This is a genomic window from Parajatrophihabitans canadensis (genome assembly GCF_053764775.1).
In genome coordinates, this window is record NZ_CM132445.1 from 1,479,867 (window position 1) to 1,497,707 (window position 17,841).

Annotated in this window: 18 protein-coding genes; 8 read left to right on the plus strand and 10 right to left on the minus strand. The window is 64.9% G+C overall.

Translation table 11 applies throughout. The features are described 5' to 3' along the window. Positions 1 to 56 precede the first annotated feature (56 nt). The 9 genes from ACSMXN_RS07145 to ACSMXN_RS07185 all read right to left on the minus strand — a co-directional run bounded on the left by ACSMXN_RS07145 (position 57) and on the right by ACSMXN_RS07185 (position 10,651). Positions 57 to 1,589, minus strand: a complete 1,533-nt coding sequence (locus ACSMXN_RS07145) for an MFS transporter (protein ID WP_022914054.1) — start codon at positions 1,587 to 1,589, stop codon at positions 57 to 59. A 71-nt stretch (positions 1,590 to 1,660) separates the two neighbouring features. Beyond that, positions 1,661 to 2,233: an NAD(P)H-dependent oxidoreductase gene (locus tag ACSMXN_RS07150; protein ID WP_022914053.1), complete on the minus strand. Its 573-nt coding sequence runs from the start codon at positions 2,231 to 2,233 to the stop codon at positions 1,661 to 1,663. After that, positions 2,230 to 3,210, minus strand: a complete 981-nt coding sequence (locus ACSMXN_RS07155; protein ID WP_022914052.1) for an MBL fold metallo-hydrolase — start codon at positions 3,208 to 3,210, stop codon at positions 2,230 to 2,232. Before ACSMXN_RS07155 ends, ACSMXN_RS07150 begins: the two co-directional genes overlap by 4 nt. Positions 3,211 to 3,282: 72 nt before the next feature. Beyond that, complete coding sequence (locus ACSMXN_RS07160; RefSeq protein ID WP_022914051.1) at positions 3,283 to 4,200, minus strand: alpha/beta hydrolase; 918 nt, start codon at positions 4,198 to 4,200, stop codon at positions 3,283 to 3,285. 80 nt (positions 4,201 to 4,280) lie between these two features. Then, a complete protein-coding gene (locus ACSMXN_RS07165) occupies positions 4,281 to 4,490 on the minus strand; it encodes a hypothetical protein (RefSeq protein ID WP_022914050.1) in 210 nt (69 codons plus the stop codon). A 75-nt stretch (positions 4,491 to 4,565) separates the two neighbouring features. After that, entirely contained in the window at positions 4,566 to 7,304 is a 2,739-nt protein-coding gene (locus tag ACSMXN_RS07170) for a LuxR C-terminal-related transcriptional regulator (RefSeq protein ID WP_196811333.1), read from the minus strand. A 155-nt stretch (positions 7,305 to 7,459) separates the two neighbouring features. Next, positions 7,460 to 8,359, minus strand: a complete 900-nt coding sequence (locus tag ACSMXN_RS07175; RefSeq protein WP_455407718.1) for an oxidoreductase — start codon at positions 8,357 to 8,359, stop codon at positions 7,460 to 7,462. An 84-nt stretch (positions 8,360 to 8,443) separates the two neighbouring features. Continuing rightward, positions 8,444 to 9,430: an NADP-dependent oxidoreductase gene (locus ACSMXN_RS07180; RefSeq protein ID WP_022914047.1), complete on the minus strand. Its 987-nt coding sequence runs from the start codon at positions 9,428 to 9,430 to the stop codon at positions 8,444 to 8,446. 189 nt (positions 9,431 to 9,619) lie between these two features. After that, positions 9,620 to 10,651, minus strand: a complete 1,032-nt coding sequence (locus ACSMXN_RS07185; protein WP_051148934.1) for a GlxA family transcriptional regulator — start codon at positions 10,649 to 10,651, stop codon at positions 9,620 to 9,622. A 99-nt stretch (positions 10,652 to 10,750) separates the two neighbouring features. Between ACSMXN_RS07185 and ACSMXN_RS07190 the strand changes: the two genes are divergently transcribed. The 4 genes from ACSMXN_RS07190 (at position 10,751) to ACSMXN_RS07205 (ending at position 13,046) form a co-directional block, all read left to right on the plus strand. Beyond that, positions 10,751 to 11,389, plus strand: coding sequence for an HD domain-containing protein (locus ACSMXN_RS07190; RefSeq protein WP_027139615.1), 639 nt, complete (start codon positions 10,751 to 10,753; stop codon positions 11,387 to 11,389). Between the two features lie 89 nt (positions 11,390 to 11,478). Next, a complete protein-coding gene (locus ACSMXN_RS07195; protein WP_022914044.1) occupies positions 11,479 to 11,943 on the plus strand; it encodes a hypothetical protein in 465 nt (154 codons plus the stop codon). Between the two features lie 58 nt (positions 11,944 to 12,001). After that, positions 12,002 to 12,577, plus strand: a complete 576-nt coding sequence (locus tag ACSMXN_RS07200; protein WP_022914043.1) for a dihydrofolate reductase family protein — start codon at positions 12,002 to 12,004, stop codon at positions 12,575 to 12,577. Between the two features lie 4 nt (positions 12,578 to 12,581). Next, positions 12,582 to 13,046 carry a hypothetical protein gene (locus ACSMXN_RS07205; protein WP_022914042.1) on the plus strand — a complete coding sequence of 155 codons (465 nt, stop codon included), beginning with the start codon at positions 12,582 to 12,584 and terminating at the stop codon, positions 13,044 to 13,046. Here ACSMXN_RS07205 and ACSMXN_RS07210 read toward each other — a convergent pair. Continuing rightward, on the minus strand, positions 13,018 to 13,491 hold the full coding sequence (locus ACSMXN_RS07210) for an HIT family protein (protein ID WP_022914041.1): 474 nt from the start codon (positions 13,489 to 13,491) through the stop codon (positions 13,018 to 13,020). The two genes, ACSMXN_RS07205 and ACSMXN_RS07210, sit on opposite strands and share 29 nt — an antisense overlap. A 116-nt stretch (positions 13,492 to 13,607) precedes the next feature. Between ACSMXN_RS07210 and ACSMXN_RS07215 the strand changes: the two genes are divergently transcribed. The 4 genes from ACSMXN_RS07215 to ACSMXN_RS07230 all read left to right on the plus strand — a co-directional run bounded on the left by ACSMXN_RS07215 (position 13,608) and on the right by ACSMXN_RS07230 (position 17,810). After that, a complete protein-coding gene (locus ACSMXN_RS07215; protein WP_022914040.1) occupies positions 13,608 to 15,044 on the plus strand; it encodes a hypothetical protein in 1,437 nt (478 codons plus the stop codon). Positions 15,045 to 15,108: 64 nt separating this feature from the next. Continuing rightward, positions 15,109 to 15,900, plus strand: a complete 792-nt coding sequence (locus tag ACSMXN_RS07220) for a S1C family serine protease (RefSeq protein ID WP_022914039.1) — start codon at positions 15,109 to 15,111, stop codon at positions 15,898 to 15,900. Positions 15,901 to 15,943: 43 nt separating this feature from the next. After that, positions 15,944 to 16,921, plus strand: coding sequence for an AAA family ATPase (locus ACSMXN_RS07225; RefSeq protein ID WP_022914038.1), 978 nt, complete (start codon positions 15,944 to 15,946; stop codon positions 16,919 to 16,921). A 1-nt stretch (position 16,922) separates the two neighbouring features. Beyond that, on the plus strand, positions 16,923 to 17,810 hold the full coding sequence (locus ACSMXN_RS07230; RefSeq protein WP_022914037.1) for a DUF58 domain-containing protein: 888 nt from the start codon (positions 16,923 to 16,925) through the stop codon (positions 17,808 to 17,810). Positions 17,811 to 17,841 lie beyond the last annotated feature (31 nt).

A 17,841-nucleotide genomic window follows, 5' to 3' on the forward strand; every position in this document is an offset into this window, starting at 1 on the left:
ACCCGAGACACAATCGTCATTCGGCGGGCGGCGGTGAGGTAGAGCGCCGTCAGCTCCTATCCATCGGCTGGCGCAGCAGGCTGCGTGGAGACGTTGCCCTTGCCGGCATTGACCAAAACCAGCACGGCCACGAAGGCGGCGGCGATCAGTCCGACCCCGATCCAGAACGCGACGTGGTAGCCGTGGATCGCGGCGAGCGGATTGAACCCAGACGCTGAAAGGTGATGGGATACGACGTAGGACGACACCGCACTGGCAAAGAACGTGTTCAACAATGCCGTACCCAGGGACCCGCCGACTTGCTGGGTCGAGTTGAGCACCGCGCTTGCGACACCCGCGTCGTCGGCATTCACCCCGGTGAGCGCGAGGCTCGAGAGCGGAACCAACACCAGCGCAAGGCCGACGCTCATCAGTAACTCTCCTGGCAGGACCCGGGTGACCCAGCTGCTGGTGTCAGTGATGAACGCGAACGAGGCGAGTCCGGCCGTGACCAGGGCTAGACCGATCAACATCAATGGTTTGGGTCCGGTGCGCGGGAGCAGAGGCGACACGACGCCAGAGGTGATGATGATGCCCGCGCTGAAAGGCAGGAAGGCCACGCCCGACTTGAGTGCGCTGTAGCCGAGGTTGTACTGGAAGTAGTAACTGAGGAACAGGAACATCGCGAACAGCCCGGCGAAGACCAGCAGCGAGGCGAGATACGACCCGCCGCGATTGCGTTCGAGCACTACCCGCATTGGTAACAGCGGGCTGGCCGAACGCAGCTCGACGAGGACGAACGCGACGAGCAAGATGCCCGCGGCCACAAGGCAGCCGATGACCTCGACCGAAAGCCAGCCGACCCCGGTCTTGGCCGCTTCGGTGAACCCGTAGACCAGGATGACCAGTCCGGCGGTGCCGAGGATCGCGCCCGGAATGTCATATGAGCTGCCGCTGCGCGCTTTGCTCTCAGGGACCAAGATCGTGCCGGCGATGAAGGCCACAATCGCGATCGGCACGTTGATCAGCAGACACCAGCGCCACGAGGCATATTGGGTCAGCGCGCCGCCCAAGATCAAACCTATCGCGGCGCCGCCTCCGGAGATGGCGCCATAGACGGCGAACGCCCGAGAACGCTCCTTGACCTCGGTGAAGGTCACCGTGATCAGCGACAGGGCGGCGGGCGCCAGTAGGGCCGCGAACCCACCCTGGATGGCCCGGGCGCCGAAGAGCGTTGCGCCGTTCTGCGCCGCACCGCCCAGAGCCGACGCGGCAGCGAACCCAAGCAGGCCAACCAGGAAAATCCTCTTCCGGCCCTGGTAGTCCGCGATGCGTCCGCCCAGAAGCAGCAGACCACCGAACGCGAGGGTATAGGCGGTGATCACCCATTGCCGATCAGCGTTGGAGATATTCAGGTCGCGTTGCGCGGAGGGCAACGCGATCGTCACAACAGTGCCATCGAGCACCACCATCAGTTGCGCGATCGCGATCACCGCCAGGGCCCACCATCGGCGGCTGGGCAGTACTTCGATCGTCTCCCCGAACGGCTCGTGTCGGTTCTCGTCGCCCTCTGGCGCGTTGTGGGCCGCAATGTCAGCGTCTGAGGCCATGATCAAGCACTCCCTTTCCCAGCGGCGTTGTCTTGAGCACGCGGCTTGTCTCGGTTAGGCGGCTGTCTTGGTTAGGCGGCTTGCGTGACGTGCCGCATTGGAGCCAGCGCCTGGCTCCAGGCAATGACCTCGCTGAAAAGCGTGTCGAGCACCTGGGCCTGGTGCGCGCCGGGCTTGAGGTCGGTGAAGTTTTCAAAGTCGCTGAACAACGAGAGCGCGACGTTGGTACGAACGTCGGCCATCTGCACTTCGCCGGCGACCAACCGGAGATGTTCGGCCGCCCGGGCGCCGCCAACGGCGCCATAGGAGACAACGCCCATCGCCTTGTTGTTCCACTCGGCATAAAGGAAGTCGATCGCGTTCTTCAAGACGCCAGACGTCGAGTGGTTGTACTCGGGGGTGATGAACACGAACCCGTCGAAGCGGCTGATGGTCGCTGCCCATTCCTGGGTGTGCGCGTTCTGGTATTGCCCCATGCTCGGCGGCAGCGGCTCGTCCAGATGTGGAAGCGGGTAATCAGCCAGGTCAACCAGCTCGAATTCGGCGTCGCTGCGCCGACCCGCCTCGTCCATCACCCAGCGAGCGACCGGCTCGCCTCGACGACCGGGACGGGTGCTTCCGAGGATGACGCCGATGCGGGTCATGGGTGCACCTGCGAGCCCGCGCCGAGGTCGAGGCGCAACGACTGCATGATCATGAACGTGGTGCTGTAGGTGAACTCCTCGACGTCAGCGGAGGCCAGTACGCCGGTGTACTTCGCAACGACCGGTTTGGTGGCGATTTCAGTTACCTCACCGAGATATCCCTTCACCGCCGCCCATACGTTCGGTCCGTATTTCACGAAGTACGGAGTCGGGTCGACCTTGCCGAGCGCGTCCTTCGAGTTCTCGACGATGTCAGCGATGTAGTGCTGGTGCAGCTCGATGTCGGCTCGGGTGCCAAGGCGGCCGAGGTGGCCGCCGATGTAGTGCTTCCACGGGTAAGCCAGAGCCTGGCCAGGCGCATCGAGGTAGCCGGGGACGTCCTCGCTCAGATTCAGGTTGAAGATCGGCACCCAGCCGGCGTTGACGATGTCGACGAGCATGAGCGCATCGTGGTCGGGAAAGTGCATGAAGATGTTGTCTGGTGAGTGGTTGGGGCCGTGGAACCCCAACTCGACCCGCTCACCGCCGACCTGCAGTGTGTAGTTCTCCCGGAACGTGACATCCGGCGCCGGCCGGGTCGGGTCGTTGTCGCGAAGCAGCAGCCGCCGAGTGTCCTCATGCCCGATCCGAATCACGTTGTCACCAAAGAGGTTTGCCGCGCCGGCGTGATCGGCGTGGTGGTGTGAGTAGACCAGGTGCGTCACGATGTTCGTCGCGCCTTCGGCTGCTGCCATTTCGTCGACCGCTCGGCGCAGGTTGTGACCGATCGTCGGGGGAGCGTCGAACAACACGACTCCGTCATCGGTGAGTAGGAACGCCGACTGATACGTACCGTCGGTGACCCAGAACAGGTTCCGCTCGACGCGGCCGACGTGATAGCCCTGATCGTTCAACGGGGGCCCGAACGCCGATGGTGGCACCGGCGCGTAGTCGGGCAGAGCCGCGGTAGCGGCCGTGTCTCGACTGACAGCAGTCATGTGACTCTCCTCAATAATGGGACGCGCCCACTCTGGAATCGCGCCGGAATCTTGTGGGACTGGCTTGCCGAGTCAGACCGTTTGAGCGTGGCTCGGCTGGCGAGCGAGCTGCGCCTTCACAAAGTCCGACGCCCGATCCAGCGCCGCTGCTGCCTCATCGAGGAGAGCCGCATACGCCTGGAAGACATGCGGGACGCCGGGAGTCACCTCGAGTGTGACAGCGACATCGGAGCTGGCTGCCCGTTCGGCGAGCCGGACAGCATCGCTCAGGAGCACCTCGTGGGACCCCACTTGGATGAGAAGTGGCGGCAATTCCTTTAAATCGCCGAAGATCGGGCTGATGTACGGGTCGGAGGCATCGGCGCGGCCCACATAATCCGGCACCCGAGCACGCAGCCCTTCGGGAGTGAGAATTGGGTCGAGGGCCTGCTTCGAGGAGAGTGTCTCGCCGGACAGCGTCAGGTCTACGTAGGGCGACATCAAGTACGCGCAGGACGGCAGCGGCACTCCGGCTTCCCGTAATGCGAGAAGGAGGGCCACCGCGAGGCCGCCTCCTGCTGACTCGCCCGCGAGGGCAATGTCACTGGGCGCAATGCCCTGAGCGAGTAGTCCTTCGTAGGCGGCCCGCGCGTCCTCGACCGCAGCCGGATACGGGTGTTCGGGAGCGAGTCGGTAGTCGAGCGTGATGGCCCTGGTGCTGGTTCTTCGAACTAGCTCACCAACCAGGGGCACCGTTGCCGCCGCATAGCCGATGACATAGACACCCCCGTGGAAATACAGGATCACCTGCTCGGCCTGGGTGTCTGGGGTTGTGACCTCGAGGCCAGCGACACCTCCGATCTCAACCGGGCTCTGCTGAATGTCAGGCGCCACCGGCACCCGAGCCATGAGTTCGCTGAACGCTGCCCGCAGTGTGGGGACGTCCGCGCTGGTGTCGAGCCCACCCTGGCGGAGGATGGCGTCCAGCTGTTGCTGCTGTTCTTTGCTCATGAGCAGAGAATTGACGTGATCCAGGTGAGCTGTCCTCGCCGGATGATGGTGATTCCCCCGCAGGCGACAGGTTCCCCGCGTCAGGCGATCTGGCGCAGCTCGAGAAGCTCGAGGCCGAGCGCTTCGATCTGCGCGAGGACGCCGAATACTGCGGAGCGATCTGCAAGAGGGCCGGTGAGGACGGTCTCGCTGCCTTTTAGCTCAGACACCATCGTGGGGAAGGCTGACAGAGCGGTAGCTCCGAGCTGACCCCGTATCCGGATCGTATACAAGCCCGGCGGTGCGGCCACGCGATGATCCTGCTGCCGGACCAAGTGAGCTGGCGACGCCGGAATCTGGTGAATTTCCAGACGCCGGCACTCGGACTATTTCGGCGATGTCGGCGAGAGCCGGTTTGAGAGGAGCCGCAGCTGGCGTGCGCGCTGAACGGCGGCCGAGCGATCGCGTGCCCCGAGCTTGGCGTAGACGTTGCGGATATGAGTGTTCACCGTGTTGATCGAGACATGCAGCGCTTGCGCGATCTCCGGCCGCGTCAGGTTTGTCGGCAGATACCCCAACACGCGCAGCTCGCTCGGGCTGAGCTCGTCCGAATGCGGGGGTGGCTCCTCCTGGTCGGTGCTCGGAGCCGGCGCGCCCCGCAGCAGGTCGACGATGTCCGTGCGGAGGGCACCGTGGGCCGTCTCGTGAAGTGGGAGCGCATCCAGCAACTCCGCGGTGTCAGCCATGGCGAACGGGAACATCAACCGGTCCGGCTCGGCGACGGCGAGCGCTGCTTCAGCTGCGCCAGCGGCGGCTCTTCGATCGCCCAGGCGCAGGTACGCGGTGCCGGCGAGCAGATGTGCTTCCACGAGTGTGAACGCTTCGACCGGGGGCTTGCTGTGCCGGAGATCTCTGAGAACCTCCAAGGCCGACTGGGGATCGCCTTCCTCCATGCTGATTACGGCACGCGCATTGAAGATGGCACCCATCCGCCCCGGTTCGGTGGAGAATTCGGTCAGTGTTGCCCGCGCCTTGTCCAGCATTCCAAGGCGAGCCTGGGTGGCCGCGAGCCAGCCGGCGATCCGGGGCGCGAGGGCATGCGCTCCGGTTAGCAACGATTGTGCCTGCGCTGCCGCCGCGAACGCCTCGGAGGCCGGTTGATGCTGCCCGCGACCCGCGTGCAACATGCCCGTCGCCAAGTGCAGAAGTACTGCGACGGCCGGGTCAATCTGTACCGAAGCGACCTCCCAGGCGCGGCGTAGCCAGCGTTCGCCCTCGTCGAGTTCGCCCATCCAAATCGCCATGCCGCCGACCGCGCCGAGCGCCGGCGCGAGTATCGGCCGATCGTCCAAGCCATAGCGTTCGGCCAGGGCCACCGCCTGACGGCCGCGTTCGCGCGCTGCCGCGACTGAGATCTTCGTTGACGGAAAGCCTTGATGGGCGCGGCATGCGACCTCTAGGTAGGGTCTGCCGATCCGCTGCGCGAGCGCGGCTCCCTCCGAGAGGTGCCGCTCGGCGTCAACCAGTCGCCCAGACCAGGTCTCGACGATCCCAAGATTCAGCAGCGCCACTCCTCGCAGCTCACTCTCCATCTGGATCGGTTCGCTCGCCCCGTCTGCAATCGAAGCGTCGAGCAGTTTCACCTGCTCGATCACCTCGCTGAACTGGCCGCTACGCCGGGCCAGCGCCAATCGCAGGGACGCGATTGCCACCGCGAGGCGGCGCTGGCGAGCCGGGGAAGCGCTTTGGACGTGGGACTCGGCCAGCGCCAGCTGAGCCGCCGCCTCGTCCGTCCGCCCCTGGTTGAGCTCGGCCGCCGCGTGAGCCAGCGCCAGGTCAGGATGATCGACCGATGCACCCTCAGGAAACTCGTGAAGAACCGCGCGAATCGTGCCGGCTTGCCCCTCCAGTACCCATCTGAACGAGTGGTCTGCGACCAGCCGAGCGGCGTCGGGCCAGTCACCGGCGGCGACCGTGTGCCGCACGGCCGCGACCACGTCCCCGCGATCGACGAACCAGCGCGCGGCGCGGCGGTGCAGGTCGGGAACCTCGTCGGCCAACGTCCGGCGCAGTTCCAGGCGCAGGAAATCGGCTAGCAGCTGGTGATACCGAAACCAGGTGCGCTGCGGGTCGAGCGAGACGACGAACGCGTTCGCTTCCTCCAGTGCAAGCAGCAGCCGCTCTGAGCCCGAGCGGCCGGTCAGCAGGTCGGCGAGTTCACCGTTCATCCGGTCGACAAGCGATGTTCGCAGCAGCATCCGCTGAACCTCGTTCGAGTGGCGTTCGAGCATCTCGGCCATCAGATATTCCCCGATGGCCCTGTTGGTGCCCGAGAACTCCGCCACGAAACGCTCGGGGTCGGGATGACCGTTGAGCGAGATCACCGCCAGTCGCAGGCCGGCCGCCCAACCTTCGGTGCGCTGATGCAGCGCGGCCACGCCGGCGCGCGAGAGATCGATTGCGGATCCAGTGAGAAGTTCGCGGGTCTCGCGCTCGGTGAACTGCAGATCGTTGGCCCGGATCTCAGCGATGTCGTCGGCGAGCCTGAGCTGGTGCAGTCTTATCGACGGATCCCGCCGAGAGGACAGCACCACGCGGGCGGAATCCGGCAGAACCGCGAGAAAATTCTCGAGCTGCTTGAGTGCGGTAGCAGACCTCAGCTCATGAAGATCGTCGACAATGAGCACGATCGGTTCTGCTTGCTCGGCAACCTCTGACAGGACGGTCTCGACCACCTGGTCGAGGTCGAGCGCGATGGTCGGGGCAAGTGACGACTCAGAATCAATCGAGCGTGCGGGATTGCGGATCGCCTCGAGAACGGCGCACCAGAACCGCTGCTCGTTGGGTTGGTCGCGCTCGACGGACACGAACGCGACCCGACGGACCTCGGTGGAGCGGCGAGCCCACGCGCGCAACAGCGAGGTCTTTCCGCTTCCGGGAGGCGCCGAAATGATGGTCACGCGCTTCGCTACAGCTCGGTCGAGCAGCTGAAGGAGATCTTTGCGGCCGAGCAGACCCCGGGCGCCCGAATTGTCCCGCGAGACGAGTCGCGGTACGTGCTGACCCGTCACCAGGGTGGTGAGGTCGGCGCCACCGTCGAATGCTTCTTCTTTGCTCTTCAGCACTTCTCCCACCTCGGAGTCGGGCTGGCGTGAGACTACTCTGCGAACGACCTTCCTTGCTTGTGCAAGCATATAGGCCAAAGGATCCCTTGCACATCCCCTTGTTCCCTCGGCCCCAGTCGGGCATCCAACGCGGGACGCGGAGCTTGGGCCGGCGGCTAGCCAGCCCGGCTAGTCGGGAAGTGCCGCACCAGTTCCGCGCGGGCCGCGTCGTCGAGCCGCACGGTTGCAGCGTGAATGTTTTCTGCCAGATGTACTCGGGTCCGGGTGCCGGGTATGAGCAGGATGTTCGGCGCGAGGTCCAACAGCCAGGCGAGCGCGATCTGGGCCGGTGTTGCATCGAATCGGGTGCCGAGTTCGGTGAGCGTGGGACTGGTCAGGATCGCGTTCTGTACCCCCCGGGGCCAACCGAGCGGGCAGAACGGCACGAACGCGATGTCTCGTGATCGGCATTCCTCCAGCACGTCGAGCGAGCGCTGGTCGGCGAGGTTGAACAGGTTCTGCACACAGACGATCTCGGTCTGGGCGGCCGCCCTCACCAGGTGGTCACGCGTGATGTTGCTGAGGCCGATGCCGTCGATCAGACCCTCGTCGCGTGCCGAGGCGAGCGAAGCGAGTTGGGCGTCGAACCGTGCGCCTGGTGACGAGTCATCCATCAGCCGAAGGTTAACCGCGGCCAACCGGTCGAGGCCGAGCGTGCTCAGGTTCTCTTCGATGCCGGCGCGCAGCTGATCCGGGTCGTCGTAAGGCAGGACGGCACCGCGATCATCGCGCCGGGCGGCCACTTTGCTCACAATCGCCAAGTCGTCCGGATACGGGTAAAGGGCTTCGCGGATCAGCTCATTCACCACCCCCGGTCCGTAATACTCCGCGGTGTCGATGTGGTTTATCCCGCTATCGACTGCGGCGCGGAGCACGCGCAGCGCTTCATCGCGGTCACGCGGCGGTCCGAAGACGTTGTCTCCCGCCAACTGCATCGCGCCGTACCCCACCCGGTTGACCTGCCACCGACCGAGCGCGAACGATCCAGCGGCCTCAGCTGATTCGGGAACGGTCACGGCACTTCTCCAGGTCCACGCCGCCGGCCGGCGGCCCATCTACTTGCGTACGCAAGTAGCTTAGCCTTCGCGAACTGGGGCGAACTAGGGGACGAGGATGACCGTCTTGCCAGGTCCAGGCTTCGGCAAGGACCCGCTCTCGTAGGCGGCCTTACCGGCAGCTAGCGGAAACGTCTGAGCGATTGCCACCTCGACTTGGCCGGCGGCGATCAACGCAGCCAGTTCCTCGAGCCTGTCGCGACGTGTGCTGACAACGAAAAAGGTCGCGCGCACGCTGTACTTGTCAGCCAGCTCCTGGCTCGGAGGCTCCTGGAGGACGATGAGTTGACCGCCCGGGCTGACGGCGGCATACATCCATTCCGGCACATCGCCGCCAACCGCGTCGATGGCGAGGTCGAACCCTTTCAGTTCTGGTGCCTCCGCCTTGGAATCGCTGACGACAGGATTGGTGACCACGACATGGTCGGCGCCGAGACTCTTCGCGCGAGCCTCAGCCGAGTCGGAGGTCACCGTCACTGTGACCTCGGCGCCGCTTCGGTGTGCGGATTGGGTTAAGAAGGCACCGACCGCGCCCGTTCCGCCCCTGATCAGGACACGCTGACCGGCAGCCAGATTCGCGTGATCGCGTAAGGCTTCCCAGGCAGTCAGCGCGGGAAGGACGGCAGCGGCGGCGTCGACGTCGGAGACGGTGGCCTCCTTTCGCGCGACGCACGACGCCGGGACGACCACAAACTCCGCCGCCGCCCCATCGTGGTCGAACGGCGCGAGCCCGAAGACCGAGTCGCCCACAGCCACATCGGCTACCCCCGCGCCAACTACGGAGACCACGCCTGCGAATTCATGCGATGGAATTATCGGCGTCCGATCGGCGCCATCCCTTTCCCAGGTGTCCGGCCAGGTCAGTTCGGCGAACGTGATTGCCGCTGCCCGCACCGCGACGCAGATTTCGTCTGGGCCCGGAACCGGCGTTGGAGCCTCTTCGTACACCAGGTTCTCGGCCCCGCCGCGCTCATGCGCCCGAAGTGCCAACATCGTAGGTGTTGTGTTCGTGGCCGTCGGCTCACCGTCCATCTTCGATCCTCCAATTGCCCTCGTCGCAGCCGCCGGATACTCGCCGGACCCACAGAGCTCCGGCTCAGGCGCTGTCTAACCAAGTCTGGCCCCCTCGGGCTTTTGATGCAGCACCCATCCGGCCACGAACCACCCGAATGCGGACAGTCTGCGGTCGGACTATCTGGTCCACGATCGAGTCGCGGGCCGTCACGCAGTCTCGCTCCGGCGCGCAGTGCGGAACCGCCGCTGGTAGGCAGCGGGTGACATCTCCAGTTCGCGGGCAAAGACCCTGCGCAGGCTCTCGTAACTCGGAAAGCCTGCACGATCGGCAGCCTGCGTCGCGGTGTAACCCTGATCCAGAAACGCCTTGGCGATGTCCAAACGGATCGTTTCGACATACCTGGCCGGTGTCGTCGACAGTTCCTCGCGGAACAGACGGGTGAGATGTCGCGGGCTCAGATTCAAGTGATCTGCAAGCTGTGTAAGGGAATAGCTCGCCGACGGGTCTGCCGTGACGAGATCGACGATGCTTCGTAACGCCGGCGTACGGGGTGGTGAACCCTGCAAGGGTGCGGAGAACTGTGACTGGCCACCGGCCCGCTGGAGGTAGACGACGAGCGCTCGCGCAACCTCACGAGTGAGGTCGGGCCCGTGGTCCTCCTCGACAAGAGCCAACGCGAGATCGATGCCGGCGCTCACCCCCGCCGACGTGTAGGTAGTGCCATCGCGGACATAGATCGCGTCCGGCTGGACGTGAGTCTTCGGGTACCGCGAGGCGAGCGTGTGAGCGACCTTCCAATGTGTCGTAGCGCGTTTACCGTCCAGCAGCCCGGCCGCGGCGAGGATGAATGCTCCGGTGCAGATGGACGCGACTCGTTTCGCGCCGGCCGAGATAGCCTCAGCGGCATTAACCAGATCTCGTGGCACGGCGCTGCGCGGATAACTGTCAGCGCCTGCGATGAGAAAGGTGTCGGGCGCCGGTTGGAAGTCGGGGCCGCCGTCAACCCCGATCCGGATGCCGATCGACGTGGTGACAGCGGAGCCAGTGGGTGACACCAAGGCAACGCGATATTCCGCACCGAGCCGGTTCGCCTCTGCGAAGACATCGGCCGGGCCGGCAACGTCGAGGAGCTTGACACCGTCATAGACGAGGACTACGACCAAATGGCCGTTCACACTTAACGCGCTGCGGGACTCCGCACTGTCTGGATCTCGGTTGTCTGGATCTGGGTGGTTCATGGCCTAGCCGAGGCGGCGCAGGCAGCGCGCCCGCTGGCACCGTGGAACTCGGACGAGTCGTCCGCCGCCACGCTGTCGAGACTCGAAAGTGAGCATTGCATGTCTGAGATTATCGCGGGAGTCGAGATCCCCGAGACTTCGACTGTCGTCGAGGCAACCCGTTACATCAGGGAAGCGACGAACCCACTCCTGTTCCACCACTCACGCCGCGTGTTCCTGTTCAGCTCGATTCGTGCCCGGATGTTGGGTCTCGATCCTGACCCTGAGCTGCTCTATGTTGCCGCGCTGTTCCACGATTTAGGGCTGCTGAGCCCGTTCTCGGAGGCTGTACAGCGATTCGAGATCGACGGCGCCGATCATGCTCGAGCGTTCCTCGTCGAGCGCGGATTCTCCTCACGAGCCGTCGATGTCGTCTGGAATGCGATAGCACTTCACACCACACCCGGCATCCCGGGGCGAATGGGTCCGGAGATCGCAGCCACGAATCTCGGTGTTCTCACCGACGCCATCGGACTGGGACTCGACAGGCTCGATCCTGCGTTGATTGATGAGATCATCGCAGCGCACCCGCGCGGTGACTTCAAGAACGAGTTTTTGCAGATGTTTTACGAGGGACTCAAGAATCGGCCGGAGACGACGTACGGCACCGTCAACGCTGACGTTCTCGAGCACTTCGTTCCCGATTTCCGCCGTACCAGCATGGTCGAGAGGGTGCTGGCATCGCCCTGGCCCGCCTGAGGATGACCGACCGGTCGGTCCCGCCGGCAGCGATCGCCGTGTCTGACCCGCTACCGTTCGTCTGACAGAACCATCGTCAGGAGGTAGGCATGCCCCAGGTCATCGACTTCGAGAAGGTTTCCACCGTCGGGCTGGACTCGTCCCCGGTCGCGCAGGCTCTCGCCGGGCTGAGAGCCAATGAGGCGCGCTATTACAAGAACAAATACGGGCATGCCTTCACCGTCAGCCCAGCGAGCGAAGCGACGGAGACGGTCGACTGGGTGAGCCGCATCCTTAAAGAGGAACGCGACATCGTGATCTCAGCCCGCCCTCTCGAGGCGACGGCCTTCGAGGTCGACGGGATCCGGATGGCTTACGTGTTCTACGAGTCCGGCCTGTCGATCAACGTGATGTACGGCGTGGAGGACGGGACGAAGCGCGCGGTCGGGTTCAAACTGTCAGAGGGCATGGAGGTTCCCGAGGAGCTCGCCGCTCGCTTCAAGTTCGCGCGACAGAAGTCGAAGCTGGCCGGCACGATCCGCGGCTCCTTCTTCGTGATCAAGGGCGAGTACTAAAAGCGCTCTGAAATCGGTTGAGCCGGCACGGTGTGGCCGCGAAGGGGAGGAAGCAGTCATGGCGCTCGTGGTCTGCGATATGTCCAGCTCGCTCGACGGGTACGTGACAGGCCCGAATGACAGCAGACAGAACCCGTTCGGCGACGGCGCCGAAATGTTGCACGACTGGATGTTCGCCGCCGCGACCGATGAGGACCGAGCCTTACTGCAGGAGTCGCTCGATGGTCTCGGCGCGGTCGTGATGGGTCGCACGTCCTTTGACAAGAACGAGGGTGACGGCGGTTGGGGCGATGCCGGCCCGGTCGGCGACGTTCCATGTTTCGTCGTCACCCACCACGAGCCGACGACGTCGTACCCGGCGGTATTCACCTTCGTCACCGATGGCGTTGCCAGCGCGATTGAGCAGGCCAAGAGCGCGGCGGGAGACAAGGCCGTCGGCCTTCATGGCGCGACGGTCATGCAGCAGGCGCTTCCGCTCGGCTTGGTCGATGAGTTCCGCGTGCACGTGGTTCCGGTCTTGCTCGGTGCCGGCACGCCGCTGTTCGGGGCGCTCGACTCGGGGATCGGCCTCGAACGCACCGACGTGATGGTGACCCCCGCCGCGACGCACCTGCGATTTCAGGTGCGGCGCTAAGCGAATGGGGCTCGAGGCGCCAGACTTTGACGAGAACGACCGAACATATCTGGGTCTGATTCAGGGCGTTGTTTCGCGTCTCGCGGGCAATCAGTTCTTGATCAAGGGCTGGTGTCTGACCGTCGCGGCTGCACTCCTCGGCTATTCGGCGGCGCACCGGCAATGGTCAGTAGCTTTGCTGGGCATGGCAATCGTCGCCGGATTCGCTGGTCTGGACGCGTGGTTCCTTCGGCAGGAGCGTCTGTTTCGCCACCTCTGGGCTGACGCTGTCGCCCGGCCGCGCAGTTCAGACCTGGTGCTGTACTCGCTGAACGTCGCGCCTTACCGCGCCCGCGTGCCTTTCGTTCGCAGCCATCTGGACGAGAACGGCAATCGGCGAGCAGGTGTCGTCTGGTCGGCCCCGATTGCGGTGCTTTACGGCATGCTCCTAGCTGCCTGCATCATTGTGCTGGTTGCGACGGCGGTGTAGATCCGATGTTTCTCGACCGAGAACGAACGGCCGCTGCGATGAGTGCTTGGATGTCATCGGCGTCTTTCGCTGAGGCGGCCTCGGCACTCGGCCAGATGTCGCCGATCCGATCGCTGGTCATTCGCGGAAGCACATGCACGTGCAGGTGAAAGATCGTCTGCTGAGCAGCGGCACCTGCCGAGGCAATGAGGTTCATTCCCTCGGGGTTCAGGGCCAACTCCACCGCCTTGGCCACTTCGAGCACCGCTGTCGATAGGCGACCAGCGGCGGGTCCGTCGAGGGCGAAAAAGTCCGCTATGTGCACGCGAGGTACGACCAAGCAATGCCCCCTGGCGGCGGGGTTGAGCGGCAAGAAGGCAACGGCGTCGTTGTCTGTATAGACGATGCGAGCTGGTTCTCGGCCGGATACGATCGCGCAGAACGGGCAGTCGTCCGGGTCGGCCACGAACTCCAAGATAGACCTCAATCCGCGAGCACTGGCGAGCGCCGAATCGGCGTACGACGTTTGCTGGCCTGCGACGTTTGCTTGGGTCCTGGTCCGAGGCGATGCGAGGGGGACGGATGTCCTTAGATGACGACGAAGACGAAGATTGGCGTGACTTACTCAGCCTCGGACCGGCCGCCGGAGTCGCCCCCCTTATCGCGTTGGCCGCGACCGGACTGAGGAAGCTGGACGACCTGTTCGGCTCGCGAACCCACGAACCGCTCGACTGGGACTGCGTGCAGCTCGTCCACATCGACGATGTCCGTTCCTGGACGGTATTTCCGCGGTGCCAGGATGTCGACGGCCTCAGCTATGGCGAATACCGTGTCGGCGCCAAGGAATTCGCGAACCGTCGCAAACGGGTGGCGCCGTTGCTGCGCGCCGAGCGGACGCTGTCCAAACTCAATTCCCCGGGCCCCGTCATCTACCACACCGAGTACGTCGACGTGCCCCGTTCCGCTTTCCGTCGGCCCGTCCGGTTGAAACTTGCGCACGAGCGACTGGCCGGCACCTGGTTGGAAAGCGATCACGGCGAGCTCGAGATCTCGACCGACGGCGACTATCTGGTGATCACGTCCGGATGGACGCGACAATCGGTTGCCGTGCGGTCGATCGGCCCGTCTCCTATCGTGCACGCCGACGAAATAGCGGGCTTGGAGCAGGCTCTGGCCGAGGCGAGCGATGAACAGCGTCAGCAGATTGCCGCCTTGCGTGCCAGCCGATTCGGACACCCCGTGCTGTTCGTGTCCCATCGGTGGGAATCCGACGACCACCCAGACCCGAGCGGGCAGCAACTTCGGCGCTTGAGTGAATTGAGTGACTGCTGGCTCATCTACGACTACACGTCCTTTCCGCAAGTGCCCCGGACTACGACGGAGGAGGCGCAATTTCAGCTCATTCTTGACTCGATGCGCGAGATCATCAGGAACGTGGTCGTACTTGCTTCGCCGGACTATTTGACTCGGGGCTGGCTCGTGTTCGAATACCTGGTCGCCTCGCTCGGCCACTACATCGTTTGCGATGAGGTCCATAACGCTGACTTTGTGAACCTGCGCGACTGGGTGAGCACTCAGGCGCCCCTTCCGACGAACCTCTGGCGAGACAGCTGGGAATCGCAGCTGACCAACTACAAGAACGAGATGGTCCTCGCCGCGGCGAACCAGCTGTTGCCGCTTTACGGACAGGCGGAATTTCGGTCCGAACATGACGCGACCAAGGTGACCGAGCTGCTCGTCGGCCTACTCAAACAGGCGCTGCAGCCGCGCAAAGAACACCAGGAGGGTCTCGGCGAGTGGAAGTCCGTCTCGTGGACCGACGAGGATCTCGAGAAAGCGTTCAGGGGAGAAATCGAGATTCCTCGAAACATCTCGTTGCCGGTTAAACCGTTCCAGACTCGGGTGCCTGCGAGCCTGTCGGACGCGGTAGCGAACAAATACAAGGTGAACCGGATGACGGCGAAGGAGCTCGCGAATCCTTTGGCGGTATTCACTCGGCTCAAGTGGGGTCGCAGGTAGCCTGCGTCCGGCCCAGCTAGCCGACACCCAGGCGCCACACAGGGGTGGCTCGTACCCTGTTGCCATGGCTCCCGGCCCCGACACCCGAGCGGAGTCGCGGTTGCGCAGCACCCCCGCCCTGCTGATCGGGTGTGGCGCCGTAATCGTCGTGCTGATCGTAGTGATCGCGCTGCTCGTCTTCAGGGGAGATTCCGACCCGAAGGCTGGGAGCGCGCCGTCCGCATCGCCGAGTGCCAGCCCGAGCAGCAGCGCGAGCCCGACCGTGAGCGACATATACCAGCACGTCGGGCCGTCGGTGGCAGTCGTGCGGACTGCGAAAGGCGCCTTGGGTACAGGCGTGATTGCCACCGCGACCGGTGCGGTGCTGACCGCGAATCATGTCATCGCCGACGGAAGCGCAATCAGCATCACCTTTTCTGACGGCACCAAATCCGCGGCAACCGTGGCCTCGGCCGACAAAGCCACTGACGTTGCGATGCTGACGCCGGCGACCCTGCCGCAACCTGTCGTTCCGGCCACGATCGGCGGCAATGCAGCGGTGGGCGCGGACGTAGTCGCGATCGGCAACCCGCTCGGGCTGACCTACAGCGTCACCTCAGGGGTCGTGTCGGGGCTGAACCGCACAGCAGACACCAACAACGGCCAGTTCAGCGGACTGATCCAGTTCGACGCATCGGTGAACCCGGGCAGTTCCGGTGGCCCGTTACTCGACAGCAAGGGCAACGTCGTCGGCATCGTCGTCTCCATTGCCGACCCCGGTCACGACGACGCGTTCGCCGGAATCGCCTTCGCCGTCCCGATCGGCACCGCCATCGGTGGCGGCGGCAATGGCCCGGGAAACGGGCCGCAAATATGAGTGTTTCGCCCGATCAGCTACCGCCCACCACGGAGGATGACCTATGACGACCGGCGCCGCGAATCCTCTCGAGCAAGTGCTGTTCGAGGTCAAACGCACCATCGTCGGGCAGGACGTCCTGCTGGAGCGGATGGCTATCGGGCTGCTGTCTGGCGGTCATCTGCTCGTCGAGGGTGTCCCGGGCCTGGCCAAGACGCTGGCCGTGAAGTCGCTGGCGGCGGCGATCGGCGGCCAGTTCCAGCGCATCCAGTTCACGCCCGACCTGGTGCCGGCGGACCTGACCGGCACCCGCGTCTACCGCCAGCACACTGGTGAGTTCGAGACGGCGCGAGGTCCTGTCTTCACGAATCTGCTGCTGGCCGACGAGATCAACCGGGCACCGGCGAAGGTGCAGAGCGCGCTGTTGGAGGTCATGCAGGAGCGCCAGGTGACGATCGGGCGCGAGACCTTCCAAGTGCCGAATCCCTTCCTGGTGATGGCGACGCAAAACCCGATCGAGTCCGAGGGCACCTACCCGTTGCCGGAAGCCCAGGTCGACCGCTTCATGCTCAAGGTGATCGTCCGCTACCCCTCGGTGCCGGAGGAGCACGCGATCGTCGAGCGGGCCTTACATCCCGGTCCGGGCCCGCAGCCGATCCTGCTGCCCGAGGACCTCGTACGCATGCAGGGCCAGGTCGCGCAGGTCTACGCCGACCCGGCGGTGGTGAACTATGCGGTCCGCCTGGTCACGGCCACGAGGGCGCGAGGCACCGCCGAACTCGGTCACCTGGACCGCTACGTCACCTACGGGGCGAGCCCGCGGGCCTCGATCGCGCTCGTGCTGGGTGGGCGGGCGCTGGCATTCCTGCGGGGACGTGACTACGTACTGCCCCAGGACGTTGCCGAACTCGCGCTGGACGTGCTGCGTCATCGCCTCGTGCTCTCCTATGAGGCGCTGGCCGACGACGTCGATCCCGACACGATCATCACCGCAGTGCTGCAGGCCGTCCGGATGCCCGAGGTTGTCCTGCAGGGCCGCTGATATGACAACCGCCCCCGACCGCTTGCTGCGCCAGCTGGAGTGGCGCGTGCTTCGACGCGTCGACGGACGGATCCAGGGCGCGTACCGCACGCCCTACCGCGGCTCCGGGATGGACCTGGCCGGCTTGCGTGAGTACGTCGAGACCGATGACGCCCGCTACATCGACTGGAACGCCACCGCCCGCCTGAACAACCCGCAGGTGCGACAGTTCACCGAGGATCGTGACCTGACCGTATGGCTGGTGCTCGACCGGTCGGCCTCGATGTCGGCTGGCGCACCTGGTCGGGGCAAGGACGACGTACTGGTCGAGTTGGCCATGGTCCTGGCAAGGCTGTTCGGCCGTGGCGGCAACCGGGTGGGCGCACTGCTGCACGACGGGGCGACGGCTCGGATCGTGCCGCCGGGAACCGGACGTGGCCACGCGTTGCGTATCGGCTATGAGCTCGATCGGGCCAGCGTGACCGCTCCGGTGGCCAGCACGACCGACTTCGCGGCGATGCTCGACTCGACGGCCACGATCGCCCGCCGCCGGTCGCTGGTCATCGTGATTTCCGACCTGATCGGCACCGGCGACTGGGATCGGCAGTTGTTGAGACTGGTGCAGCGACACGACGTCGTGGTCCTGCGAGTGATGGACTCGACCGACGATGAGCTGCCCGACGCCGGCCTGATAGTCGTCGAGGACGCCGAGACGGGCGAGCAGCTGCTCGTCGATTCCAGCGATCCATTGTTCCGCGCCCGGTTCGCGGCCGGCGTCGACGAGCGCGACGCCGTGCTGGGCCAGCGGCTGCGCCGGGCGAACGTCCCCCAGCATCGCGTCAGCACCGATCGCGACGTGGTCGACACGCTCGTCGAGGTCGTCGCGAGCACCCGATGGCGGCGGCCATGAGTACCCGCGGGCGGCGGCCATGAGTACCCGC

Excerpts from the sequence above, each read along its gene's own strand:
- ACSMXN_RS07145 (WP_022914054.1), bottom strand. The coding sequence starts at position 1,589 with ATGGCCTCAGACGCTGACATTGCGGCCCACAACGCGCCAGAGGGCGAC.
- ACSMXN_RS07150 (WP_022914053.1), bottom strand. The coding sequence starts at position 2,233 with ATGACCCGCATCGGCGTCATCCTCGGAAGCACCCGTCCCGGTCGTCGA.
- ACSMXN_RS07155 (WP_022914052.1), bottom strand. The coding sequence starts at position 3,210 with ATGACTGCTGTCAGTCGAGACACGGCCGCTACCGCGGCTCTGCCCGAC.
- ACSMXN_RS07160 (WP_022914051.1), bottom strand. The coding sequence starts at position 4,200 with ATGAGCAAAGAACAGCAGCAACAGCTGGACGCCATCCTCCGCCAGGGT.
- ACSMXN_RS07180 (WP_022914047.1), bottom strand. The coding sequence starts at position 9,430 with ATGGACGGTGAGCCGACGGCCACGAACACAACACCTACGATGTTGGCA.
- ACSMXN_RS07185 (WP_051148934.1), bottom strand. The coding sequence starts at position 10,651 with ATGAACCACCCAGATCCAGACAACCGAGATCCAGACAGTGCGGAGTCC.
- ACSMXN_RS07190 (WP_027139615.1), top strand. The coding sequence starts at position 10,751 with ATGTCTGAGATTATCGCGGGAGTCGAGATCCCCGAGACTTCGACTGTC.
- ACSMXN_RS07195 (WP_022914044.1), top strand. The coding sequence starts at position 11,479 with ATGCCCCAGGTCATCGACTTCGAGAAGGTTTCCACCGTCGGGCTGGAC.
- ACSMXN_RS07200 (WP_022914043.1), top strand. The coding sequence starts at position 12,002 with ATGGCGCTCGTGGTCTGCGATATGTCCAGCTCGCTCGACGGGTACGTG.
- ACSMXN_RS07205 (WP_022914042.1), top strand. The coding sequence starts at position 12,582 with ATGGGGCTCGAGGCGCCAGACTTTGACGAGAACGACCGAACATATCTG.
- ACSMXN_RS07215 (WP_022914040.1), top strand. The coding sequence starts at position 13,608 with ATGTCCTTAGATGACGACGAAGACGAAGATTGGCGTGACTTACTCAGC.
- ACSMXN_RS07220 (WP_022914039.1), top strand. The coding sequence starts at position 15,109 with ATGGCTCCCGGCCCCGACACCCGAGCGGAGTCGCGGTTGCGCAGCACC.
- ACSMXN_RS07225 (WP_022914038.1), top strand. The coding sequence starts at position 15,944 with ATGACGACCGGCGCCGCGAATCCTCTCGAGCAAGTGCTGTTCGAGGTC.
- ACSMXN_RS07230 (WP_022914037.1), top strand. The coding sequence starts at position 16,923 with ATGACAACCGCCCCCGACCGCTTGCTGCGCCAGCTGGAGTGGCGCGTG.